At 58.1% G+C, this 24,454-nt stretch carries 22 protein-coding genes and 1 pseudogene; 13 read left to right on the forward strand and 10 right to left on the reverse strand.

The window, feature by feature from the left end:
* The first annotated feature begins 149 nt into the window (after window positions 1–149).
* The 5 genes from Q371_RS05150 to Q371_RS05170 all read left to right on the forward strand — a co-directional run bounded on the left by Q371_RS05150 (window position 150) and on the right by Q371_RS05170 (window position 7,396).
* A complete protein-coding gene (locus tag Q371_RS05150) occupies window positions 150–1,805 on the forward strand; it encodes an FAD-binding dehydrogenase (RefSeq protein ID WP_034336983.1) in 1,656 nt (551 codons plus the stop codon).
* Window positions 1,806–2,135: 330 nt separating this feature from the next.
* Complete coding sequence (locus tag Q371_RS05155) at window positions 2,136–2,666, forward strand: RNA polymerase sigma factor (RefSeq protein ID WP_034336985.1); 531 nt, start codon at window positions 2,136–2,138, stop codon at window positions 2,664–2,666.
* A complete protein-coding gene (locus Q371_RS25380) occupies window positions 2,663–3,310 on the forward strand; it encodes an anti-sigma factor (RefSeq protein WP_051963299.1) in 648 nt (215 codons plus the stop codon). The genes Q371_RS05155 and Q371_RS25380 overlap by 4 nt, the downstream gene beginning before the upstream one ends.
* Before the next feature lie 61 nt (window positions 3,311–3,371).
* Window positions 3,372–4,091 (forward strand): hypothetical protein, encoded by a 720-nt coding sequence (locus tag Q371_RS05165; protein ID WP_051963300.1) that lies wholly within the window; start codon window positions 3,372–3,374, stop codon window positions 4,089–4,091.
* Between the two features lie 320 nt (window positions 4,092–4,411).
* Complete coding sequence (locus Q371_RS05170; RefSeq protein WP_169743790.1) at window positions 4,412–7,396, forward strand: polysaccharide lyase family 8 super-sandwich domain-containing protein; 2,985 nt, start codon at window positions 4,412–4,414, stop codon at window positions 7,394–7,396.
* Between the two features lie 79 nt (window positions 7,397–7,475).
* Here Q371_RS05170 and Q371_RS05175 read toward each other — a convergent pair whose 3' ends face one another.
* The 6 genes from Q371_RS05175 to Q371_RS05200 all read right to left on the reverse strand — a co-directional run bounded on the left by Q371_RS05175 (window position 7,476) and on the right by Q371_RS05200 (window position 15,169).
* Window positions 7,476–9,161, reverse strand: coding sequence for a DUF2264 domain-containing protein (locus tag Q371_RS05175; RefSeq protein ID WP_051963304.1), 1,686 nt, complete (start codon window positions 9,159–9,161; stop codon window positions 7,476–7,478).
* 53 nt (window positions 9,162–9,214) lie between these two features.
* On the reverse strand, window positions 9,215–10,960 hold the full coding sequence (locus Q371_RS05180) for a glycoside hydrolase family 35 protein (RefSeq protein WP_034336992.1): 1,746 nt from the start codon (window positions 10,958–10,960) through the stop codon (window positions 9,215–9,217).
* A 4-nt stretch (window positions 10,961–10,964) separates the two neighbouring features.
* A complete protein-coding gene (locus Q371_RS05185; protein WP_034336995.1) occupies window positions 10,965–11,834 on the reverse strand; it encodes a carbohydrate ABC transporter permease in 870 nt (289 codons plus the stop codon).
* Window positions 11,831–12,727, reverse strand: a complete 897-nt coding sequence (locus Q371_RS05190) for a carbohydrate ABC transporter permease (RefSeq protein WP_051963307.1) — start codon at window positions 12,725–12,727, stop codon at window positions 11,831–11,833. Before Q371_RS05190 ends, Q371_RS05185 begins: the two co-directional genes overlap by 4 nt.
* A 67-nt stretch (window positions 12,728–12,794) precedes the next feature.
* A complete protein-coding gene (locus Q371_RS05195; protein ID WP_034336997.1) occupies window positions 12,795–13,808 on the reverse strand; it encodes a LacI family DNA-binding transcriptional regulator in 1,014 nt (337 codons plus the stop codon).
* Between the two features lie 110 nt (window positions 13,809–13,918).
* Complete coding sequence (locus tag Q371_RS05200) at window positions 13,919–15,169, reverse strand: ABC transporter substrate-binding protein (RefSeq protein ID WP_169743791.1); 1,251 nt, start codon at window positions 15,167–15,169, stop codon at window positions 13,919–13,921.
* Window positions 15,170–15,568: 399 nt separating this feature from the next.
* Between Q371_RS05200 and iolB the strand changes: the two genes are divergently transcribed.
* Genes iolB through Q371_RS05230 form a run of 5 tightly spaced genes read left to right on the forward strand, consistent with a single transcriptional unit; the run spans window position 15,569 to window position 19,820 of the window.
* Window positions 15,569–16,363: a 5-deoxy-glucuronate isomerase gene (iolB, locus tag Q371_RS05210; RefSeq protein WP_034337003.1), complete on the forward strand. Its 795-nt coding sequence runs from the start codon at window positions 15,569–15,571 to the stop codon at window positions 16,361–16,363.
* A complete protein-coding gene (gene kduD / locus Q371_RS05215; protein WP_245618232.1) occupies window positions 16,360–17,112 on the forward strand; it encodes a 2-dehydro-3-deoxy-D-gluconate 5-dehydrogenase KduD in 753 nt (250 codons plus the stop codon). Before iolB ends, kduD begins: the two co-directional genes overlap by 4 nt.
* Window positions 17,102–17,731, forward strand: a complete 630-nt coding sequence (locus Q371_RS05220) for a bifunctional 4-hydroxy-2-oxoglutarate aldolase/2-dehydro-3-deoxy-phosphogluconate aldolase (protein ID WP_211253803.1) — start codon at window positions 17,102–17,104, stop codon at window positions 17,729–17,731. Before kduD ends, Q371_RS05220 begins: the two co-directional genes overlap by 11 nt.
* Window positions 17,728–18,639: a sugar kinase gene (locus tag Q371_RS05225; RefSeq protein WP_034337006.1), complete on the forward strand. Its 912-nt coding sequence runs from the start codon at window positions 17,728–17,730 to the stop codon at window positions 18,637–18,639. Before Q371_RS05220 ends, Q371_RS05225 begins: the two co-directional genes overlap by 4 nt.
* Entirely contained in the window at window positions 18,633–19,820 is a 1,188-nt protein-coding gene (locus Q371_RS05230) for a glycoside hydrolase family 88 protein (protein ID WP_051963310.1), read from the forward strand. The genes Q371_RS05225 and Q371_RS05230 overlap by 7 nt, the downstream gene beginning before the upstream one ends.
* Before the next feature lie 40 nt (window positions 19,821–19,860).
* Here the strand turns inward: Q371_RS05230 and Q371_RS05235 are convergent, their stop codons facing one another.
* Entirely contained in the window at window positions 19,861–20,865 is a 1,005-nt protein-coding gene (locus Q371_RS05235; protein WP_157442527.1) for a LacI family DNA-binding transcriptional regulator, read from the reverse strand.
* 143 nt (window positions 20,866–21,008) lie between these two features.
* Here Q371_RS05235 and Q371_RS05240 point away from each other — a divergent pair, with 143 nt between their 5' ends.
* The 3 genes from Q371_RS05240 to Q371_RS05250 all read left to right on the forward strand — a co-directional run bounded on the left by Q371_RS05240 (window position 21,009) and on the right by Q371_RS05250 (window position 23,378).
* Complete coding sequence (locus Q371_RS05240; protein ID WP_157442528.1) at window positions 21,009–21,353, forward strand: uracil-DNA glycosylase family protein; 345 nt, start codon at window positions 21,009–21,011, stop codon at window positions 21,351–21,353.
* Window positions 21,354–21,523: 170 nt separating this feature from the next.
* Window positions 21,524–22,492 carry a helix-turn-helix transcriptional regulator gene (locus Q371_RS05245; RefSeq protein WP_034337014.1) on the forward strand — a complete coding sequence of 323 codons (969 nt, stop codon included), beginning with the start codon at window positions 21,524–21,526 and terminating at the stop codon, window positions 22,490–22,492.
* A gap of 130 nt (window positions 22,493–22,622) precedes the next feature.
* Window positions 22,623–23,378, forward strand: a complete 756-nt coding sequence (locus Q371_RS05250; RefSeq protein WP_051963312.1) for a type 1 glutamine amidotransferase domain-containing protein — start codon at window positions 22,623–22,625, stop codon at window positions 23,376–23,378.
* Window positions 23,379–23,519: 141 nt separating this feature from the next.
* Here Q371_RS05250 and Q371_RS05255 read toward each other — a convergent pair whose 3' ends face one another.
* The 3 genes and pseudogenes from Q371_RS05255 to Q371_RS05265 form a co-directional block, all read right to left on the reverse strand.
* A complete protein-coding gene (locus Q371_RS05255) occupies window positions 23,520–23,729 on the reverse strand; it encodes a (4Fe-4S)-binding protein (RefSeq protein ID WP_034337016.1) in 210 nt (69 codons plus the stop codon).
* 16 nt (window positions 23,730–23,745) lie between these two features.
* Window positions 23,746–24,054, reverse strand: coding sequence for a GNAT family N-acetyltransferase (locus tag Q371_RS05260; RefSeq protein WP_034337020.1), 309 nt, complete (start codon window positions 24,052–24,054; stop codon window positions 23,746–23,748).
* 180 nt (window positions 24,055–24,234) lie between these two features.
* Window positions 24,235–24,454 (reverse strand): annotated as a pseudogene (locus Q371_RS05265) (ISAs1 family transposase); the annotation flags it as partial.

Raw genomic sequence — 24,454 nt, forward strand, 5'->3', positions numbered from 1 at the left:
GGGAGGGGTTACGCACGAAGGTTTCAGGGGCATCAACCTCAAGGACCCAGCGTTTGCTCAAAAGCCAACCCTGAGCCCCTTTGCTTTTGGCGGTGCACCTGACACACTGAAGAGATCAGCAGGCAAACAGGGGTTCAGGGAGGTGCAGGATGCTGGAAACGGACATCATCGTGGTGGGTGCAGGTCTGGCAGGTCTGGTGGCTGCATTTCAGGCTGCCCAGCAAGGCAAAAAAGTCATCCTGCTGGAGCAGGAACCCGAGTGCAACATGGGAGGTCAGGCGTTCTGGTCTTTCGGGGGTCTGTTCTTTGTGGATTCCCCCGAACAGCGCAGGATGGGCATCCGGGATTCTCTGGATCTGGCCCTCAGGGACTGGATGACCACCGCTGGCTTTGACCGGCAAGAGGACCACTGGCCCAGACGCTGGGCGGAGGCTTACGTGCATTTCGCTGCCACCGAAAAGCACCGCTGGCTCAGCAAGTTGGGGCTGCGGATTTTTCCGATCGTGGGCTGGGCCGAACGGGGTGGGGCTCTGGCAGACGGACCGGGCAACAGTGTGCCCCGTTTTCATGTCACCTGGGGTACAGGACCGGGCGTGGTGGAATTGTTCGAGCGACCCGTCAGGCAGCTTGCCGATGAAGGCCGGATCACCTTCAAATTCCGCCACCGGGTGACCGGACTTGTGAAATCTGGAGACACCGTGACCGGGGTGCATGGTGAAATCCTTGAGGACAGCGCCATCTCCAGAGGAGAATCCAGTTCCCGCACGGTGGTCGGTGACTTTCAACTGAAAGCACAGGCGGTGATCGTGACCAGCGGTGGCCTCGGCGGAAACCACGATCTGGTGCGCCGCAACTGGCCCACCGAACGTTTGGGACCTGCCCCAGAGTTCATGGTCTCCGGGGTGCCCAAGCATGTGGACGGTCAGATGCTGCAGGTGGTGGAACACTCGGGTGGTCGGATCATCAACCCGGACCGCATGTGGCACTACACCGAAGGCCTCAGAAACCATTCCCCGATCTGGCCGAACCACGGCATTCGGGTGTTGCCCGGCCCGTCTTCTTTGTGGCTGGACCCTCATGGCAACCGCTTGCCGGTTCCGCTGTTTCCGGGCTTCGACACGCTGGGCACCCTCAGCCACATCACCCGGAACCGGTACCCGTACACGTGGTTTGTCCTGACCCGCAAGATCATCGCCCGAGAATTTGCCCTCTCTGGCTCTGAACAGAACCCTGACCTGACCTCAAAGAGCATCCAGCAGACCCTCGGGCGGCTCTTGCCGGGTGTGATTCCACCTGTGCAGGCTTTCATGGACAGGGGAGAGGACTTCGTGGTGCGGGACTCCCTGCCAGAGTTGGTGGCTGGAATGAATGCTCTGACCGGGAACAACTGGCTTGACCCACAGCACGTCTTGCAAGTGGTTCTGGACCGGGACCGGCAACTGGACAACCCTTTCGGAAAAGACGCGCAAGTGACGTACATCCGCCAGACGAGGGCTTATCTGGGAGACCGCCTGTCCAGAGTTGCCGTTCCGCACCGGATCCTCGACCCCAGAGCAGGTCCCTTGATTGCCGTTCGCATGAACATCCTCACCCGCAAAACCCTCGGAGGACTGGAAACCGACCTGCAAGGGCGGGTGATGCACCAGAGTGGAACACCTGTTCCGGGCCTGTATGCAGCAGGCGAAGTCGCAGGTTTTGGTGGAGGGGGCATGCACGGATACCGGGCTCTGGAAGGCACTTTTCTGGGTGGATGCATTTTCTCTGGTCGGATTGCTGGAGAGTGGGCCGCAAAGGACATTTTGTGATACAGCACCAAACAACAGGAACGTTTTGAGGGTGCAGCTTGCAGGTTCTGATCCATCAGCAAATGTAAATCGTCCTTGTGAGCCTGCATTGTCGGAACAGTGGGACCCATTCTCCATCCTTTCCACACTCAGGGAGATGCAACATGCTCCAGACACTTGCTCCAGACCATGCCATTGTGCAGGTGTGGCAACAAGATGACGTTGCACAGCACATCGCATGGTGGGTCATCCATCACATGAATCCAAACTCCGCTTTTGCGTGTCTCTCAGGGTGATGCATGCTCAGGCCTCAGACCTTTTCTTTGCTCCGATGTGTGGTGGGACCCTTTGATGGACACCGAAACCCAACTGATTCTCAAACTGTCCAGAGGGGATGAACATGCCCTCAGGGACCTTTACGACCTCCTGAAAGACCGGGTTTACTCCCTGTCTCTGGAGATGCTGAAAAGCCCTCAGGATGCAGAGGAGGTGTTGCAGGACACTTTTGTGAAGCTGTACCACCATGCCCGTGAATTCAGCCCGCACATCCATGCTCCCCGCGCGTTCATTTACACCATTGCCCGTCGGGAGTGCCTGAACCGCATCCGCGCCCAGAAAGCCCGCCCCCAGAACGCCGGATTGGATTTGGCCGAGCATGACCACCTCCTTTCCACCCCTTTTGCAGACCCGGAGAACCGGGTCACGGTAGACCACGCCATGCACCACCTGAATCCGCTTGACCAGCACCTGATCCACGACTCTTTCTTTGAAGGGTACACCCACGATGAACTCTCCAGCCGCTACCGGCTTCCGCTCGGGACCATCAAAACCCGCTTGCGGCGTGCCCTTTCGGCCATGAAAAAAGCACTGGAGGGGAAATGACACATCCACGTGACCACCTGATCAGCTACGTGCTGGGTGAACTCCCCGCAGCCGAAAGGCAGGCCATGGAAGCGCACCTGCTGGATTGCCCGGTGTGCCGCAAGAAGGTGCTGGAATTGCAAGAAGGGCTGGAAACCCTGGTGGAGGCCCTCCCCGAGCAAAAAGCCCCGGACGTGTGGGCTGGGATTGAGGCCCAGACCTCTGGCCATCCACGCAAACCCCCAATTCCCAAGCCAATTTGGACCCGGCCTGCTGTGCTGGCGGCCTCCCTTCTGGTGCTGGGACTGCTCGGATATGGAACGGTGGGGTTCATCCAGCATTATCAAGCCACCGCTCTGGTTCGCCATTACGTGGAAAGGGCAGTGCGAACAGAAACCATCAGGACCAAAGAGGGACAGGAGATTGCCAGAGTGATCTTCCGGGAAGACGGCAAGGCGCTGTTCGTGCCGGTTTCAAAACCCCCAGCAGACCGGACCTATCAGGCATGGGGGCGGGTCAAGGGAACACCCTTTTCGTTGGGCCTCACCCGGGGAGAACCTCTGGAAGTGCAGTACGTGGGCTTCGAACGGGTTGGGCTCAGCATGGAACCCTCAGGGGGCAGCCCCAAACCCACCCATCCCCTCGGGAGTGTTGAACTGCTGTGAATCCAAGCTGTGAATCCAAAACACCACCAGAGGTGTCTCTGGGATTGGAGGTCGATCCAACATGATGAAACACTTCTTGAGCTTTGCCTTGATGACCAGCGTTCTCGCCAGTGCCAGCAGCCTCGTGGAGTACCGGGACGATGCCAAACTCGGGCGCATCCTGACCGATGCCAGCGGCATGACCCTGTACATTTTCACCAAAGACACCGAAAACACCAGCAATTGCTACGACCAGTGCGCCATCAACTGGCCCCCCCTGACGGTGAAGGGCACCAAGGACTTGCCCGAGGGTCCCGGTTACGGCACCACCACCCGCAAAGATGGCAGCTTGCAAGTCACCTACAACGGCTGGCCCCTGTATTACTGGATCAAAGACCAGAAGGCCGGGGACACCACCGGTCAGGCGGTGGGCAAGGTCTGGTGGGTGGCGAATCAGCAGCCTTTGATCACCGTGCAGAAAGACACCGCTCAGGGCAATGTGCTGGCTGGTCCGAACAACATGACCCTGTACATTTTCAGCAAAGACGAAGGCACCACCAGCAACTGTTACGACCAGTGCGCCATCAACTGGCCTCCCTTGCTGGTTTCTGATGCCACCCAGTTGATGGGCACCTTCAAAGGTCGCCTCGGGCTGACCACCCGCAAAGATGGTGCACTGCAAGTGACCATCGACGGTAAACCTGTGTATTACTGGATCAAGGACCAGAAGGTGGGAGACACCACCGGACACGGGGTGGGGAACGTCTGGTGGGTCATTCCGGACACAGCAACAGCGCTTTGAATTCTGCATCCATGACGCACCAACAGGCCGTGACAGGTGTTGTCACGGCCTGTGCTTTTTGAGGACGACACAAGATCAGGTGGCCTGGGATGGAACGGGCTTTTGTGGTTGCTGCTCTGGTGGGGAGGCCTGTGAGGAGCTGGCAGTGCTCTGTCAAGATTCTGTGTGAATCCTGCCGGGAAGAGCATTTCAGGGGTGTTTGACAGGGACGGTCATGTGGAATACTCTAAGAGGACACTGAAAATCTTTTTCTGGTATTCCTCTGGTCAAATCTTGTGCTTTGGCACTTTGCGTTAAGCTTAACGCAAGAAAGGATGGGCATGAAAAGACCCCTACTCACCCTGCTCCTGCTGACTGCAGTCACTGGATGTCAGACCCTTCCTCCTTTAACCCCTGCATCCGAAAGAGGCACCCTCCATCCTCAAGCGGTGGCTGCAGATTACAGCCTGCAAAAGGCACGCTGGCGAAACCTGCTCGTGCCTGCATCGGTCAACACCGGCAATGCCCAGTACACTGCGGCCCTGCAGAAACTCAACCAGAGCGCCCAGCAACTTTACAGCACCCTCAACACGGCGAACGGTCGCACCTTTCTGTGGTCCGATGTGACCAACGATTCGGCAGGCATCACCGCCAACGCTTCCCGCATCCTCACGCTGGCCCTGGCTTACAGCACGCCCGGCGCAGACCTTCATCAGAACCCCACCCTGAAAAACGACATTCTGGCGGCTCTGGACTGGATGCAAACCAACCAGTACAACACCACCGTCAGCAAAACCGGCAACTGGTGGGACTGGGACATCGGGACACCACAGGCCCTTTTGAACACCATGCTCTTGATGGAAAACCACCTCTCAGGCACGCAAATCACCCTTTTCACCAATGCGATCTTGCGGTTTGTGCCGGACCCCAAAATCCGCAATGGTTTCGGCTCCATCGAAACCGGAGCCAACCTGATGGACAAGGCCACGGTGTTCAATCAAGTGGGTTTGCTGCTGCAAGACGATGCCAAAGTCACCCGTGCACGGGACAGCATCTCTGAACTGTTCAATGATGTCACTTCCGGAGTGGGTTTTTACGCCGATGGGGGTTACATCGACCATGTGAATTTGCCATACACCGCCAGTTACGGCCTTGTGCTGTTTTCGGGACTGGCAAAATTCCTGTATGTCTCGCAAAACAGCAACTGGAGTGTCACCGATCCGAAAGTCTCCAATGTGTACCGCTGGGCCTATGAGGCTTTCGAACCGATGCTGTACCGGGGCCGGATGCTGGACTTCACTGCTGGACGCTCCATCTCCCGGGGCAAAGACAGCGATCTGGGGCGGGGCAGCAGCGTGACCGCCGCTCTGGTGCAACTCAGCCTCAATGCACCCCCTGCAGATGCAAACCGCCTGAAAAGTCTCGCCCAATACATGCTGACCACCGACCCCACTGCAACGTTTTACAAACAGGTGTCTCTGGCCAGCATGATCCTCACCGACCAGACCCTCTCTGGCGTGGCCCCCAGAGGGGACCTGTCCTACCACAAGCAGTTCCCCAGCATGGACCGGGTGGTGCATTCCAGAGGAAACTGGGTGTTTGCGGTGGCAGCATCGTCCAAACGGACCGGCAATTACGAGTCCATCAACAACGAAAACCTCAAGGGTTGGTACACCGCAGACGGCATGGTTTTTTTGTACAACACCACCTCGCCCAACTATGCTCTGGATTTCTGGCCGACGGTGGACAGTTACCGCCTTCCGGGAACCACCGAAGCGTCTGAAAGCAGCTTCCCACGCTCTGCGGTGGCGGTGGGCAGTGGCAAGCATTACCTCAGTCCCAATGCGTGGGCAGGAGGCAGCCAGTTGGCCGGGTACGGGGCTTATGGAATGGACTTCAAAGCCGATGGGAACCGCCAGAGCAACGGCACCCTCACCAGAAGCAGTACGGTGGTGGCCAGAAAATCCTATTTCATGTTTGACGATGAAATCGTGATGCTGGGGGCTGGCATCAACGCCACTGGTGGCGAAGAAGTGCAGACCACCATAGAGAACCGCATGCTGGACACCACCAACCAGACGGTCACCCTCAATGGCACTGCCTACCCCTACAACTCTTTCTCGGGAGGCAGCCAGGGTGTGCAGTCTTTGCACCTCTCCAATGTGGGTGGGTACGTGTTTTTCAGCCCCCAGACGCTTTTTCTGAAAGGGGAAACCCGCTCTGGAAGCTGGTCGCAGATCAACACAGGCTCTGCCGGATGGACCCGTGCCGATGGGGTCACCCCCAGCACGGTGATCCAGAAAAACTACCTGACTGCATGGGTGAACCACGGGGTGAATCCTGTCAATGCCACGTACGCTTATGTGCTCCTGCCGGGCAGCACGCCAGCCCAGACCCAGACATACCAGCAAAATCCGCAGGTGAGCGTCCTCAGCAACACCCCCACCGTGCAGGCGGTGCGGGAAAACACGCTGGGCATGGTGGCAGCAAATTTTTACGGTGCAGGGCTGGCCTCCACGGTGCTGAAAAGCTCTGGTCCGGCCTCGGTGATCGGTCAGGAAAATCCAGCATCTGGCACCCTCACCTTTGGTTTTTCGGATCCCACACAACTGCAAGGGGTGGTGACGTTCGAGTACACCCGTCCGATTGGCGCGGTGGTTCAAAGCCATCCGGCCATTCAGGTCTTGCAAAGCACCCCGAACCTGAAAGTGCAGGTGGATTTCACCTCGCTGAAAGGCAAAACCGTACAGTTGCAGGCCAATTACAATCCGGCTGCACCCACGGTGCCTTTGCAAGCCACTTCCAGCAGCACTTTCACCACCCAGAGCACCGCGGATGCTTTTGTGCGCGATGGCACTTACGCCAGCACCAATTACGGCAGCAACACCTACATGGACGTGCGGGTGGCAGGCAGTGGGTACAACGCAGTGTCATACGTGAAATTCAACCTCTCAGGATTGGCCGGAGTGGGGGCGGGTCAGTTGCAAAATGCAGTGGTGCGCCTGTACGGCAAATTGAACGACAGCAACCAGAATTACACCAGCACCACCGTTCAAGCGCGCGGCACCTCTGGAAGCTGGTCTGAGGCCACCGTGAACTGGAACAACCGTCCTGCACTGGGTACGGTGTACGGATCGGCCACCCTGAACCGCACCGAAACGTGGTACAGCCTGGACGTGAATAGCCTGATTCAGGATGCCCTGAATGCAGGGCTGTCCGAGGTGACGGTGGCGTTCACCCAGCCTTCCAGTTTGAATGTGCTCTCCACCTTCAAAAGCCGGGAGTCCACCACCCGCCCTGAACTGGTGGTGGAGTTTCTTCCCTGAGGTGTGATGCCAAACCTGTGATGCAGAAAAATCCCCTCCAAACTGTGTGTTGGAGGGGATTTTTTGATGGGACAAACATTCAGGAGCAGGTTTCCACCAGCGTCACCAGCCAGTGCTTTCCAGCAGGAAAGGTGCCCAGCAAGGTGGGAATCAGGGTTCTCGGGTGCATCACCGAGGTGTTGGGGTGGGCCTGAATGCACCGCGCTTCCCGGTCTCCTGAGAGGTCCTGAATGGAGGCTTTTTGCCCCTCCCTCTGAACCGAGGCCATGCTGTTGCTGCAAACCGTTTGGCTCCCTTCGGCTGGAAAAGCAAACGCCCCTTCCGCAAGGGTCATGGGCACCGGCAAATCCACATGGTGGACCCGCACATGCCCCTCCTCAAACGGCACGATCCATGTTTCCACTTTCGCCCCATTGCGGGTGGACCAGCGGGTGAACAGGTGTTTTTCGGTGATGTCGCAAGACAGGGTGCTTTCCCGCACTTCAAAGGCTTCACCGTCCATGGAAAACCCCAGCATGCTGTCCAGAGCCAGTGCATCCAGACCTGCTCTGGCTGAAGGCACCGAAAAACCGTACCGGTTGGAGTAAGCGAACTTCTGGTATTTCTCGGGTCCGTGACGCACCCACGGGTCTTGCTGAGTGGACGGGTAAAACACGGTGTGGTCCTGTTGAGGGTTCCGGTGGATCAGCAAGCCCGGTACTTTTTGCACCTTGGTCCCTTGCCAGTCCGGGTAGGGCTGCTCCTCGGCTTGCCAGAAGGGATGGGTGTCGGGCAGGGCCAGAGGCAAAAAAGCCTTGAAAGCCCAGTAAGGGGAGGAGGGGCTGTTGTACTGCTCGTTGAGGGCATGCTGCTCGTAACGGTACCCGAGGGTGAGCAGGCCACTGTGGCTCTGGATGGGGTGCTTTTGCCAGTCCCGCAGGTGACGCAAGTACAGCCCTTTGATCACCCCCCACGGCAGGGCTTCAAGGTTTGCAAACGCCAGAGCCCCCCAGAAGGCCCCGTGTGCAAAACGATAAGTTAGGCTGCGCCCGTAAGGCACTGCGCTTCCATCCCTGCCAAACCACCTCAGGAAATCCTGTGCGAACAGGGACGCGCGGGCAAGCAGGGTCTCAGTGTGGGGATCTTCGGGTTTCAAAGCTGCATAAATCAGGCTGTACAGGTGAAAAGCCATCGGGATGTAATGGTCGGCTCTGGAGGTGGGGCCATCCCGGTACCAGCCTCCGCCAGCCTCAAAATCCTCAATGCGCCGCCAAGTCTGGGAGAGCCTTTCTGCTCTGGCAGCCTCGAAGTGCCCGAGGTTTTGCAGCCCGAGGTCCACCATCACCCGGAAGAACAGCCAGTTGTTGTCCACGGTCTGGCAGGTGTACATGTTGCACAGCCAACCGATCAGGTTTTCCAGCTCCCTGTCGGAAAGTTGGGTTTTCACTTCCTCGGGGTGCAGGGCCAGCATGAAGCCCACCGCGGCCATTTCCACAAGGCGCTGGTCGAAGTTCCGGGCTTCACCCCAGAATTCTGGATGCTCGGGGTTGCTGCCGTTTTTGAGGCCCTCGAAGGTCTCCTGCCACATGGGCACAGCAAGCCCACCCCTCTGGGCAGCAGCCATGCCCCAAAGGGGTCTCGCAAAACCTTCCAGTCCAGCCACCCGGTCTGAATAGTGTGCCGAGAAGTGCCCGAGGGTGCGGTGGGCCTGTCCTGGACTGCTGGTGGTTTGCAGGGGCAAAAGGAGGTCCAAAAACCACTGGTGAACGTCTTGACGTGTGTGCATGGTGTCCTCAAAAAAACCCCTCTTTTGCAGAGGGGCAGCGATCAGAAGGCTTGTCAGTGCAAACTGAGGGTTGCGGGTTTTTCCCAGCAGGCATCTGCCGAGAAGTGCAAATCCCGGATGTGCAGGTGCTCCAGTTCCAGAATCTGAATCTGGTTTTTTCCGGGCTGCAAGAAAGGGGCCGGAATGAACAGGCTGTATTGCGGGCCCACCTCCCAGTAGCGGCCCAGCAAACGCCCATTCACCCACACGTATCCTTTGGTGCCGGGAAGTTGCAAGTGGGTGTCCTGAGGGGTTTCCGGGACCACCAGTTCGGCCTGAAACCAGCCGTTGCCTGCCTGAAACGGTGAACTGGCCTGCTCGGGTTCCTGCAGCGTCTGGTGCCGCACCTCCCAGTGGTGCAAAATCAGGTTCCCGAGGGTGATTTGCCCGGTGATGCCTTTGCGGTCCAGCAGCAGGGGGCCGTAATTGATGCGGCTCTGGTTTTCCACGACCACCGTGAAGCGGTCAGAAACTGCAAAATCCACCGTCCAGACTTTGGCCCCATCGGTGCGGTCCTGAATGCCGATCAGGGTGTGGTTGCGGTACAGGTAAGCCCGGTCATGCACCCCGCTCAGCCGGATTTCGGCCTGCTGGTGGCTGTGCCTGAAGGTGTGGGTGTAGGCAATCAGGCCGTGGTGCTGCCCGTAATCTTCCATCGGGAAAGGCACAATCGAAGGCTGAGATGGCAGGGACAGCAGGCTTTCCAGCAGGTTTTGCCCTTTTTTCAGGGGGATGGAAGGGCAAGCGGTTTTGGGCAGAGGGGCTGGCAAGGCGGGCAGCGGGTGATCATGGAAGGCTTGCAGCACTTCACGGTACAGGTGGAATTTTTCGGTGGGTTCGCCAGACTCATTCAGGGGGGCGTCGTAATCGTAACTGTTGATGGTGGGTTCAAAGGTGTGGATGTGGTTGGCTCCGCTCATCACCCCCCAGCTGGTTCCCCCGTGGAACATGTAGATGTTCACATGCCCCCCCAGAGCCAGCATCTCTTGCAGGGTGCGGGCTGCGTCCTGTGCATCACGGGTGTGGTGGCTTTCCCGCCAGTGGTCAAACCAGCCGTTCCAGAACTCCATGCACATCAAAGGCTGGTCGGTTTGTCGCTCCCGGAGCGCCTGAAAAGCTTCAGGGACGTGGCTGCCGAAATTCACGGTTTTGTAGATGTGTGGCAAGGTCCCGTAATCCAGCATGTGCTTCTCGGGGCCATCTGAAGTGAAATGCAGGGTGTTGAGGCCGTGCTGGTGGTACTGTGCTTCAATCCAGTGCAGGTACAGTTCGTCGGTGCCGTAACTGCCGTACTCGTTTTCGATTTGCACGGCCAGCACGTTGCCCCCTTCGGAAAGCAGGTGTTTTTTGACCAGAGGCAAAATGTGCCCAAAATAAGCCTCCACCGCTTGCAGGTAAGGGGGGTACATGCAGCGCACCTGCATGCGGGGGTCTTCCAGCAGCCACGCCGGAAGGCCGCCGAATTCCCACTCGGCACAGATGTAAGGGCCGGGACGCACGATGGCATGCAAACCCAGCTCCTGAGCGAGCCTCAAAAAGCTGGACAGGTCGAGTTCGTCGTGGGTGTGGAACACCTCCCGGGTGGGCTGGTGGAGGTTCCACGGCACGTAGGTTTCCACGGTGTTGAGGCCCATGGCTTTCAGTTTCAGCAAGCGGTCTTCCCAGTAGGCTCTGGGAACCCGGAAGTAATGCAGTGCCCCCGAGAGGATGCGCAAAGGCTGGTTGTGCAGGAGAAAGTGGGTCGGGGTGGTTTTCAACATGGGTTCAGCCTTTCACGGCTCCGGCGGCCACGCCCTGCACGATCTGGCGTTGCAGGATCAGGAAGATGATCAGCAGGGGCAAAGAGCCCAGAATCACCGCAGGGAACAGGGTGGTGGGGGTGAGGGTGTAGGTCCCGAGGGTCTGGAACACCGAAACCATGATCGGGCGTTTGCTTTCGTCGTACAGGAAAAGGAGAGGCACCAGCATGCTGTTCCAGCTGCTCATCCCGGTGAACAGCAGCAAGGTGCTGGTGATGGGTTTCAGCAGGGGCAGCACCACATAACGGAACGCCTGTGCAGGAGAGCAACCGTCAATGGCAGCGGCCTCTTCGAGTTCTCTGGGCAGGGCACGCAAGAAATTGGAGTAGAAGAACACCGCGGTGGGGAGGTTCAGCACCACCATCACCAGAATCAGACCCCAGTAGGTGTTGACCAGCCCGAGGTTTTTGACCATCACGAACAAGGGGCTCATGATTGCGAAGAATGGGACGGTCATGCCCCACAGGAAAATCTGGTATACCCCTCCGGCCCAGCGGGCTTTCACTCTGGAAAGCGGGTAGGCGGCCAGAGCCCCCAGCACGATGCACACCAGGCAGGTGCCTGCGGTGATCAGCATGGTGTTGAAGATCGAACGGCCATAATTCAGTTGCCCCATCACCTGACTGAAGTTCTGCCACTGGGGGCTGGAAGGCAAACCGAAAGGGTTCTCGGCGATTTCCAGACTGGTTTTCAGGCTGGAGACGATCACGTAGTACAGAGGCGAAATGAACAGCAAGGTCAGGACCACGATCAACACCTGCTGCAGGCGTTTGAGGAGTTGCCTTTTGTGGCTGGCACTGCGGTTTTCCTGAACGGGGGTGTGGCTGTGAATCATAAAATGCGGGCCTCTCTTTTGCGCAGCAGTCCGGTCAACACGATGGCCACGGCCACCACCACCAGCAGCAGGAAGGTGGCAATCGCGGTGGCGTAACCGATTTCGTTGGCCGAAAGCCGGTCGTAAATCATCATCCCGAGGGTGTAAGAACTGACCCCCGGCCCACCGTTGGTCATCACGAACGGAAATTCGAAGATGTTCAGCAGGTGAAGCACCGACAGGGTCACCGAGGCGGTGGTGGCAGGGGCCAGCAGGGGCCACTCGATGCGGGTGAAAATCTGCCAGCGGTTCGCCCCGTCAAGTTGCGCAGCCTCGTAGAGTTCACTGGAGATGGTGGTGTATCCAGCCACGTAAATGGCGGTGGTGGTTCCGGTGTACATCCACACCACCACCAGACTGATTGCAAAGATCACCAGAGCAGGGTCACCGAGCCACACCACCGGAGTGTTGATCCCGAGCGCCCTGACCACCTGAATCAACCCGGTGCTTTCGAGGGTCAAGTTGATGGGGCCGCCGAAAGGGGAGTACAGGTAGGTCCAGATGAAACCCACCACGATGGTGGAGAGCATGCTCGGGGCGATCAGGGCCACCTGCACGAATTGGCGCAGTTTCTCCTGACGGTGGATCAGGGTGGCGAAAAACAGGCCGATGGCGTTTTGCAAGACCAGCACGATCACCGTGAACAGTCCGGTGTTTTTCAGGCTGCTGAGGAATTTTTCGTCGGAGAACATCCTTTGGTAGTTCTCAAAGCCGATGTAGGTGGCTTTGCCGACCCCGGTGTACTCGGTGAAACTGTACCCGAGCCCCTGAAACAGGGGGTAAATCATGAAAATCAGGTACAGCAGCAGGGCCGGGCCGAGCATGCTCAAAATGTGGGTGGGGGACAGTTTCACAGAAGGCTCCTTCAAGCATGGTTTCCCACCTCGGGCGAAATCACCCGAGGTGCAAGGAGGGGAGGGGTCACTTGCGGGTGGAGTTGCGGATGTTGAGGGTGATCGGAAACAGGCGCGATTCGACGGGCGCCTCTTCGTTTTCGATGCGGGAGATGAGCAGTTCAACGGCAGCTTTGGCCATGTCTTCGAGGGGCAAACGCAAACTGGTCAGGCTGGGGGTGCTGTACCGGGCGTACTCGAAATCGTCAAAGCCGGTCACCATCAGGTCATTGGGAACTTTCAGGCCAGAGGTGGTGGCCCGGTGGATCACCCCGAGGGCCATGTTGTCGTTGGCGCACACGATGGCGTCGGGTTTCTCGGGGAGGGCTTGAAAGAAATCAAACGCCTGAATGCCCGCCTCGAAGGTCCAGTTGCCTCCATAAATCAGCATGGGGGAGGTGCTGCTGAGCTGGGACATGGCCCTCTGGTAGCCGGTGTAGCGCGCTTCGCTGGAGGTGTTGTGGTGGTGGGGCACCCCATCGAGGTAGGCGATGCGTCTGGCCCCCATCTGGTGAACGTGGTGCACGGCCTGCTCGATGCCCTCGGCGTAATTGGCCCACACGGTGGGCAGGGTGCGTGGAGGGGCGATGTGTTCGATCAGGACCAGCGGGAGGTTTTTGGAGGCGGCTTCGGTGATGTCATCGTCGGTGATCAGGCTGGAGTACAGGATCACCCCGTCGCAGAGCCCTTTGTGGTGGGCACTGAGGGCCACATCCAGTCCGGGTTTGCTTTCAAACATCACCTGGGCGTCAAATCCGGCTTCACGGATGGCGTGGGCCACCCTCGGCACGATTTGTCCGAGGTACATGTTGGGGATGGTGGTGTAGATGGGGTCTTGCAGCACGAAAGCCAGCGTCTGGGTGCGGGCTTTGCGCAGGGCTCGGGCGGCGTAGTTGGGGGTGTACTGCAATGCCTCCATGATTTTGGTCACCCGCTCTCGGGTCTGGGGGCTGACGCGTCCAGTGCCGTTGATGACGTTGGAGACGGTTTGCACGCTCACGCCGGCCTGATCTGCGACTTGTTTGAGGGTGACCTGGGTCATGGGGTTCCTTGATGTGGACATGTTCAACTCCGGGATACAAATGGAACGTTAAAGCAGGGTAAGGGCATTGTACCCCAGAGTGGAAAGGCCCCCAAGAGGGCAAGACGGATTCAGTAAAGGTTCTTGAGGGCTTCGTTGAGGTTCTTCTGGATTTTGTCGACCACGCTCTGGCTGTTCACCGAGGGGTCAGAGAACACCTCTTGCACCGACTGGGTCACCACTTTCTCCGAGGAGGTTTTGGTGGGGAACACCGCGAAAGGCACAGCATGCACCCGTCCAGCATTCACGGCAGCCACGAAGGGGCGGGTTTCTTCAAAGCTCGGGTTGACCCCATCTTTGAAGGGTGTGAAGGCGTTTTCAGCGTCGAGGTACAGTTTGAGGGGTTCGTTGCGGGACCAGAATTCGAGGTATTTTTTGGCAGCGTCGATGTTTTTGCTCTTGGCGTTGACCACCCATGAGGTGCCCACGTAAACCAGCCCGACCGGTTGGGTGCCTTTTTTACCGCCCGGGAAGGGGATGTAGGCGAATTTCAGGTTGGGGTTTTGTTTCTTGAACACCTGGGCCTGCCATGCGCCCATGGTCAGGAAGGCCACTTTGCCGGCCATGAATTCATCGTTGGCCTGGCTCCAGGGGTCAAGGCCATTCATCAGGCGGAAATTCACGTAAGGTTCCAGTTTCTTGACGTTGTCCACGGCGGTGGTCCAGCCGCCTTTGTTGAAATCGATGCGCTTTTGCAGGTACAGGTCGTCCCATTTGGCGTAACTGCGGTAGACGCTGTTGGCGAACATCATGCGGTGGATGGTGGCGGCCCCCCATCCGTCCCGGTTGGGGATGTAAAAGGGGTTGATGCCGGCCTTTTTGAGTTTGTCGAGGGTGCCAAGGAAACCGGGGAAATCGCTGGGCAGGGCAGTGATGCCGGCTTTGTTGAGCAAATCAAGGTTGACGTACAGCCCAAGGCTCATCACTTCGTGGGGCATGCGGTACACCTTGTTTTTGTACCCCACGTAAGCTTTGATCTGTGGGGAGATGCGTTTGGCCCAGCTTTCCTTGGAGAGGTCAAGAATGAGTCCGTTGATGCCCCAATTCAGGCTGTTGGCAAAGTCGGCGCTCATGATCACGTCCTGTGCGTCCCCGGAGTTGAGGCGGGAGGTCATCACCTGATAGTAGGCTGCACCGCCGGGCTGGGGTTCATACACCACCTTGATGTTGGGGTTTTCTTTCATGAACAGTTCGTTGATCTGGGGGATGTTGGCGATTTCGGCCCCCTGTTTGAATCCGGTGACCCTGAGGGTGATGCTCTGGGCGCTGGCAACAGGAATCAGGAGGCTCAGGGAGAGAACAAGTCGGGCGGTTTTTTTCATGGCATCCTCCGGCATTCCGCTGGGCACTGGACCCCGGAATGGTTTTGCTTGAACGTTAAAGCAACGCTAACATTCCTTGCAAAATCTGTCAAGCGCTTTTTTTGGAAGGGTTTTGTGGGGTCGAAAGACCCAGATCTGCCATTTTGAAAGGCCACGTGCAGCTGTTGAGGCAGTGAAAATGGTTCTGTAGTGAAGGTGTTTTGAGCTGACCAACAACGTTGGTTTTTCTGCAGAACGTTTGTTGTCTCAACAAAGCACACCCCAAGTGGCTTTTGGTTTTGGTTTGTGGAAAAACAGGACTTGACACCTCAAAAGTCCAGTGCTAGTTTTGATTTAACGTTCAATCATTGAACTTCATCCTGATCCCCCACAGGTGCCCCGAGCACCGAAAGGACCCCCATGCACTTCCACGCCCTGCCCCTGCACACTGGCCTGCACACCCTCACCACTCCCACCTGCGACCTCTTGCAGTTTCACTTCCTGAAACTCCAGCAAGGTGAGGAGCACACCTTTTCCACCCAGAGCCGGGAATTTCTGCTGGTGATGCTCTGTGGTACCGCCCAAGTTCAGGTGAATGAACACACCTTCAAGGAGATCGGCAACCGCCCGGATGTGTTCTCGGGATTGCCCCACAGCGTGTACCTGCCCTGCCAGCACACCGTGACCATCACTGCCCACACCGACATCGAAGTGGCCCTGCCTTCCGCCCCGAGCGATCTCGACACCTCGCCTTACGAAATCCGTCCCGAGCAAGTTCGCACTGGCACGTGGGGCAGGTTGAATTTCACCCGCCATTACCGCGAAATTCTGGTGGAACCCAACGGCATGCCCGCCTGCAAACTGATTGCCGGAGAAACCGTCACCCCCTCTGGGAATTGGAGCACCTTCCCGGCCCACAAACACGAAATCAACCTTGGAAACGAAGTTCACCACGAAGAAATCTACTACTTCCGCAACAGCTCACCTGACGGCTGGGGGGTGGTCCGCCATTACAGCCCGGAACGTCACCATGACGACCTGCACGTGGTGAAAGACCACACCCTGCTGGAAATGCCACACGGCTACCACACCTACGTGGCGGCCCCCGGAAGCCAGAGTTACTACCTGTGGTTTCTGGCCGGAGATGGACGCAAACAGGGCACCACCCTTGAACCCACCGCCGAATGGATCACCCGGCACACCGGAGACCTGTGAAGTTGTTCAGTCTGCGTGGCAAAACCGCTCTGGTGACCGGAGGGGCCACTGGCATCGGACAGGCCATGGCCCTCACGCTTGCGGAAGCTGGAGCGCAGGTGGCTTTCACCTCACACACCAGCCCCCCCGACGAAACCCTCAGCCAGCTCAAAACGTTTGCTGTGCCCTTTCTGCACCTGCCCTGCGACCTGCAAACCGTGCCAGCCAGAGACCTGCTTGAGCAGGTGGAACACCACCTCGGGCCGGTGGACATTCTGGTGAACAACGCAGGGATCATTCGCCGTCAGGAGGCCGACCAGTACAGTGAAGAAGACTGGAACGAGGTGGTCAACACCAACCTCAACACCGTCTGGAAAATCAGTCAGGCTGCCGGAAGAAGCATGCTGCAAAGGGGATCTGGAAAAATCATCACGGTGGCTTCCCTTCTGTCGTTTCAAGGAGGCATCCGGGTTCCGGCTTACACCGCATCCAAACATGCCGTGATGGGACTCACCCGCGCCCTTGCCAACGAATGGGCAAGCCGGGGGGTCAACGTGAACGCCATTGCTCCGGGATACATTGAAACCCACAACACCCAACCCCTGCGCACCGATCCCAAACGCAAGGAAGCCATTCTGGAACGCATTCCGGCAGGTCGGTGGGGCACCCCGAGCGACCTCTCTGGGGCCACCCTCTTTCTGGCCTCTGCTGCGTCCGATTACGTGCATGGCCACACGCTGGTGGTGGATGGAGGCTGGCTTGCTCGCTGAACGCCTGAAAGGACACCCCCCCATCGTGGGGGTTTTGCGGGCCTCCAGCCGGGAACTGGCGGTTCGCGCAGCCATGGCCGCCATCCAGTCGGGGCTGTCCTGCATCGAGCTGACCTTCACCACCCCCGAGGCGCACCGGGCCGTGCAAGACCTGCGATTGATCTGCGGACCTGAAGTGTTGATTGGGCTGGGCAGTGTGACCTGTGCAGAGCAATTGCACATGGCACAGCACGCTGAAGCGGATTTTCTGGTCAGTCCCCACCTCGACCCAGAGCTGCTGATTCAGGCCCAAAGCCTCGGACTGGAATATGTGCCAGGTGCATTCACCCCCAGTGAGGTGGTGCAAGCCCTTAAGCATGGGGCCAAAACCATCAAGGTGTTCCCGGCCAGCAGGCTTGGGCCAGCGTATTTCAAGGACCTCGCAGGCCCTTTGCCGGGACTGTCCCTGATGGCCACCGGAGGGATTTCTGCTGACAATTTGCAGGCGTACCTGCAGGCCGGAGCCCGCATGGTGGGGGTGGGCAGCATCTTCCCAACAGCAGCTCTGGAAAACCGCCAGTGGGACGTGATCCAACAAAAAACGCTAGAGGTCTTGCACACCGCACAGGTGCCCGCATGAAAATCCTCGGCATCGGTGAAGCCATGCTGGAACTCAGCAGCGCACAATCCCTCTCTTTGACCCCCACTTTTCAGCGCAGTTACGGCGGAGATGTGCTCAACACCCTGCTGACCCTGCAACGCCTCGGGCACACCACCTGCTTTTTCACCCGGCACGCCCGGGACCCTTTCGGAGAAGGCCTGCTGGACCTGCTTGCCCGAGAGGGCATGCACACCGTTCCGATCAGCAGTGACAGACCCACCGGGGTGTACTTCATCCGGGTGGATGAAAACGGCGAACGGGAATTCCTGTACCACCGGCAGGGCTCCGCAGCCAGCACCCTCAGCCCCGAGGATTTCTCTGAGAAAACCCTTGAAGGTTTTGACGTGCTGTTCATCAGCGGCATCACCCAGGCGATTTCCAGAAGTGCCAGAGCCACCACCTTCAAAGCCGCCCGACTTGCCCAGCAGATGGGCCTGAAAGTGGTGTTTGACCCCAACTTTCGCCCAGGGCTCTGGTCTTCACAGGGGGGAGGGGCGGAAGCCAGCAAAGCCTACAGGGAAGTGCTGCCTTTCGTGGATGTCCTGCTGCCCAGTTTCCCAGCGGACCTCACCCCCACAGGGCAAAGTGCAGCCTCCCCTCTGGAGGCCCTTGAGGGCTTTCAGGCGCCTCTGGTGGCCCTCAAATGTTCCGGGCAAGGCGTGTGGATCAAAGCAGAAGCTGGCATCTGGCATGTGCCCACCGTGCCCGTGAAACCGGTGGACACCACCGGAGCAGGGGACGTGTGGAACGCTGCTTTCCTGCACCACCTGTGGCAAGATGGAGCCGTCTCTGCTGCTCGGTTTGCACACCGACTGGCCGGACAGGCCGTGCTTCACCGGGGGGCACTCCCTCCCCGGAAGATGTTTCAGGAGGACACCCCATGCTGAACGAAACCCGAGCCGTGCTCGAACAGGCCTTGCAGGTGGCCCTGCACAAAATTCGCCTCAACCTGCCCCACTTTCAGGAGGTGTTCCCCAACGACCACACCACCGGAGACCGTTACCTGCCCCGCATCGCAGAACCCGAGCACAACTGGGCCACCGGGCAAAACGTCGGCTGGACCACCGGATTCTGGACGGGCATGCTGTGGCTTGCCCATCAGGTGACCGGAGAAAGGCCTTTTTGCACGGTGGCCCAGCAGCACACCCGCAGTTTTCAGGAACGTCTGGAAAAAGGCATCAACGTGGACATGCACGACCTCGGGTTTCTCTATGTGCCGTCCTGCGTGACAGATTTTCAGGTGACGGGCACTCCAGTGGCCCGCGAAGTGGCGCTCAGGGCCGCCGATCAACTCCTCACCCGTTTGCTGCCCGAAGCAGGCATTTTGCAAGCATGGGGCGACAAAAATGACCCCCAGCACGCCGGACGCATGATCATCGACTGCCTGCTGAACTTGCCTTTGCTGCACTGGGCCACCCTCACCTCCGGAAACCCCCAATACCAGCAGGTGGCCCGGTCCCACACCGAGCAATCCGCCCGCTTTCTGGTGCGTGAAGACCACACCACCTACCACACCTACCGCTTTGATCCCCACACCGGAAAACCCCTCGGGGGCAGCACCCATCAAGGGGCAGGGGACCAGTCCTGCTGGGCCAGAGGGCAAGCGTGGGGCATTTACGGTTTCGCTCTGGCCTACAGCCACCTCAAAGAAGAACGTCACCTGCAACTGGCCCTGGACCTGCTGGATCACTTCATGCGAAACCTGCCCGAGGACGGCATCGCCTACTGGGATTTGTGTTTCACCACCGGCAGTCTGGAACCGCGTGACAGCAGTGCCAACGCTGTGGTGGTCTGTGCCCTGCTGGAATTGGCCGAACAGATGGACGATCCCCACCTGAAAGAACAGCACCAGGGTGCAGCCATCCGCATGCTGTTGCAACTTGTTGAACACTGCGCCACCCGCCTGCACGAACCTGCCACTGGCCTCCTCAAATACGGGGTGTACAGCAAACCCCACGGTGTGGGGGTCAGTGAAGCCAACCTCTGGGGGGATTATTACTACCTGGAAGCCCTGGTGCGTTTGTTGCACGGCATCCGGCCTGCTTCCTCGGTGTGTTTGCAAAACTGAATTCTGGACCCCGAGCATGCATCCAAGCGTGCCGGGGTTTTCAAGGTGCTTTTGAGGTGGTTTGCCGGACCACCAGAGCACACTCCACCTGCACATCTGAGACCTGCTGGTTCTGCAACTGCAACACCAGCAATTCCAGAGCAGACCCAGCCACTTCCCGCACTGGATAATGCACGGTGGTGAGGGGCAAAGCCCCATGACGGGCCTCCGGGATGTCATCAAAACCCAGCACCGAAACGTCTTCTGGAACCCGCAAACCTGCCTCTGCAAGGGCGTCCATGGCCCCCAGAGCTGAAAGGTCATTGGCAGCAAACACCGCAGTGGGACGCACTTGGGATTGCAGAAGGTGCTTCATGGCTTGCTTGCCCCCATCACGTGTGAAGTGCGCAGGCACCAACCACTGGGGGTGCACTTCCGCTCTGGCTTCCTGCATGGCTTGCAAAAATCCTTGTTTCCTGAGGTGGCTCTGTCCACTGCTGGCCGTGCCTTCCAGAAAAGCGATTTGCCGGTGCCCCAGAGCCAGCAGGTGGCGGGTGGCTTCCTGTGCGGCCCTCTGGTTGTGCACCCGCACAGTGGGCAGAGAGGTCTGGTACTGTTCATGCGACACCAGCACCAGAGGCACCCCGCACTGCTCCAGCACCTGCTGGAACTCCGGGTCCTGTGCCGGATGACCGATGATCGCCCCATCGGTCAAACCCCCCAGCAGCACCCGCACCCTCTGGGCGTCCTCGGCTGGGGTTTTGCGGGTGAACGTGTGCATCAACAACTCATGGCCCTGCCGCTCTGCGTCTTCAGCAACGGCCACCGCCAGAGCATTGATCAGAGGAGAGGCAAAACTGGGCATCACCAGCCCGAGCAGCCCAATCTTGCCGGTCCTCAAACTCCGGGCACGTGGGTCTGCCACGTAACCCATTTCCGTGGCAATTTTGAGGATGCGCTCTCGGGTTTCTGGAGAGATCCGCCCGGTGTTGTTGAGGGCACGGGACACGGTCATGATGGACACCCCGGCCTGTCTGGCCACGTCGTTGATGTTCACCTGTGCCACGTCCACCTCCGAGCCCTCAGGATAACAAACTCAGCTGTCAAAAAGGGGACGTCTGGCATGAAGTGAAGTTGCTGGTTTTGACTTTTATCAAAAGGCTTTGCCTTTCAGATGTGCACAACACCGATTCGATCAGACGGCCAGAAATGTCTTTTTCATTTTGCAGGAAGTTGCTCTGGATCGAGGTGATGTGCTGGAATGTGGTGCCATGGTACCTGCATGTGGTGCAAAAACCCACCAAACAGGAGTTGCAGGTTGGGGTGCAGGAACTCCAGTTGCTGTTGCCTTTGCTGTCCGAGTTGAAGGTGGTGATCTTGCACGGCAAAGCAGCACAGGCAAGCTGGAAGCTGCTGCCTGACCAGACGCGGGAAGCTGACCGGGTGCTGCAAGTGGGCCATCCGCATCCGACCAAGTTCAACACCCGGCCTCTGGAATGCCAGAAATTGCTCGATGCTGACCAACAGGCCACTCAGTGGATGACCCGGCTGTGAATTGCGGGCTTGTGTCCACAAGGGTGGTCACTCTGGATTTTTGGACCCTCTTCAGAGGCTTCAAGCACTGTCCTGCAAGCAACTTTCTGGGTTGGTGCGTCATTCCCTGTCGTTTTCGCCCTCTACATTGAAACCATAGCGCCTCCAGAGGCCCCAAGGAGACCCCCATCATGGAAGACGACCACAATTTTCACCGCAGTGAACGCTTGATGCGCATCAAAGAACTCCTTTCCATCAACAACCTGACCACCCAGGAGATCCGCCTGAGGCTTGAACTTCCTGAAAACCAGACCCGGGCTTTGCAGCGGGACCTCAAACTGCTGCTTGAACGGAACGACATCGAGAAGAAGCCCGGAGGCAAGTACGCCATCAAGGCCCGCAAAGCCAGTTCACTGAATCCTGCAGAGGCCCTCGCGGCTTACAGCGCAGCCCGGTTGTTCTTTCATCACGCCCCCGAGTACAACAAGCACTACCTGAGTGTGATGGACGACCTGAGCAAAAAGCTTCCTGAAAGGGTCCGCAAGATCACCGAACAGATGGCTTCGATCTACCTCAAGAAATCCGGCACACGCCAGCAAAGCCGCAGCCTTGAGCACTGCTCGATTGCGTGGTTGGACGGCCACTGGCTGAAATTTGATTACCATGCCCCTTCCACAGGCAAAACACGCAGTGTGGAACTGGCGATTTACTTCATTGAGATCAACCCCCACAACCGGGCAGCCTACGCCATCGGGTATCACAGGAACACAGAGAGGCCCGGTGTGCGGGTGTTCAAGGTGGCCCGCATGAGAAACACCCAGGTGCTGAAAGAAACCTATGAACCCGAGGAGGACTTCAACGCTCTGGGCTTCATGCAGCACGCATGGGGGGTGAGCGTGGGTGCCACGGAGAAAGTGGTGCTGACGTTCAAGGGCACAGCTCGGGAGTGGCTGCTGGAGGAGAACCTGGACGCCCGTGCGGATGTTTTTGAAGTGCAAGGGGACGGTTCGGTGCGGGTGGAATTGACGGTGGGGAACACCACGGAGATCCTGCCGTGGATCAAAGGCTGGGGAGGATGGGTGACGGTGGAATCCCCGATAAAACTGCAAGAACTCTTGATTGAGGACCTGAAGTCTGCCCTGCAGAATTACCAGAGGTGATTTGGGAGGCTCTGGCCTCTTGGTGTGGTTTGTATGCTGAACCACAGGTAGGCCAAAGCGTGTGTGGAACATGAAAAATCGGACAAATGGGAGGCATTGCTCCTCCAGAGCACAACCCGTACATTGAAGCATGACTCAACCCATTGAAAACGCAAACACCCAACAACCCAAACACGTGCTTTTTGTGGTCAGCGCAGCAGACCACTGGACCCTCAAAGACGGCACCCAGCACCCCACCGGTTTCTGGGGTGAAGAACTGGCCATGCCACACAAAATCTTCAGTGAAGCGGGATGGCAGATCACCCTTGCCACTCCGGGAGGAAAACCTCCAACTCTGGACCAGCTGAGCATGTCTCCATCCGCCACCCCTCCAGAGAAAAGGCAGGAAGTGGAAACGTACCTGAACAGCATTCAGGAGCAACTGAATCACCCCACTCCACTGGCTGAGGTGCGCCCAGAGGAATACGATCTGGTGTTCTATCCCGGAGGTCACGGCCCCATGGAAGACCTCGCCTACGATGGGGTTTCCGGGGCACTGCTGACACAGGTGCTGGCTTCCGGAAAACCTCTGGCTTTGCTGTGCCACGCCCCTGCTGCCACTCTGGCTGCCAAAAGTGAGGATGGATCCTGGCCTTTTAAGGGTTACCGCATGACCGGACTCTCCAACGCCGAGGAGCTGATGAACCCCTTTGCGCTCAAAGCCAAATGGCTCCTTGAAGACCGTTTGCGCGAAGAAGGGGCAGATTACCTCAAAGGCCCCGCGCAGTTCCAGCCGTTCGTGGTGGTGGACCGCAACCTGTACACCGGCCAGAACCCAGCATCCTCTGAAGATCTGGCAAAACGGCTGTTGAAAGACTCTGGGGACACCTCAAGCCAGCAGGATTGAAATTGAGATCAAAAAGCCACTCTGGAATGCGATCAACCCATGGTTCCAGAGTGGCCTCTTCTTCGTCTGATTCGGAAAGATCTTCAGCCCCTCATTTTTCAGGAGTGCTTGAGTGGTCCAGCATCTTTCCACCCCAGAAATTCACTTCAGGGTGTAGGTCAGGGCACCCGAGGGACAGCGGTCAATGGCTTCCTGAATCTGCTGTGCCGTGCCTCCCTCCAACTGGATCCATGGGCGTTCTTTGGGTTTGAACACCGACCCCAACCCCCGGGCGCAGTTTCCAGAGTGCACACAAAGTTCGCTGTTCCAGTGCACGATCAAGCTTTCGTTTTGGTAGTCACGCTGGGCCATGAAACCCTCCTCTGGGTCAGATGCCAAAAATGGAGCGGTGCTGCGGATTGACGGCCGACAGGTGCTCGGGGTGTTTCTGGATGTATCCCACCACAAAAGGACACATGGGGATCACCCACTTTCCGGCCTGCTGGGTTTCTTTGAGGGCCGTTTGAATGAGGGTGCTGGCGATGCCTTGACCTTCAAGTCCCGGGTTCACTTCGGTGTGGGTGAACATCACGGCTTGTTGCAAAGGCCGGTATTCTGCAAAGCCCACCACTTCCCCATTCAAGATGGCTTCGTAGCGCTGTTTGTCTTGCTGGTTTCTGACCGTGATGTCTGACACTGGACCCTCCGACTTCGAGCATAAGACCTGAAGGCTCTGAAGTTGTGGTCTGAAGTCACAGATGCCTGTGACCAGAGTGTGCTGGACAGGATGAGAGCACAAGGCTGGGTTTTGATGCGTGAAAAGCACCTGCTTTTGCACGGACGACTTGACCAGCAAAAACTGCAGGGGTGACGCACGTTAAGGCTGAAGGAGAAGCATCAGGAGGGTGGAGCGAAACTCATCACTCAACGCAGCTCGTTTCCTCTTGCGCTTCATTCCCCCTTTGGACGGTTCGCGATTCAGCAGATTCAACGCCATGTGCCGCAACACCGCTAGATTTTCTGGCCCATGATCCTTCGCATAACGGTGATCATCTTCCCCAAACACCACATCCAACATCCAGTGCAGCTTGTTTTCC

The sequence above is a fragment of the Deinococcus misasensis DSM 22328 genome, assembly GCF_000745915.1.
GTDB lineage: Bacteria > Deinococcota > Deinococci > Deinococcales > Deinococcaceae > Deinococcus_C > Deinococcus_C misasensis.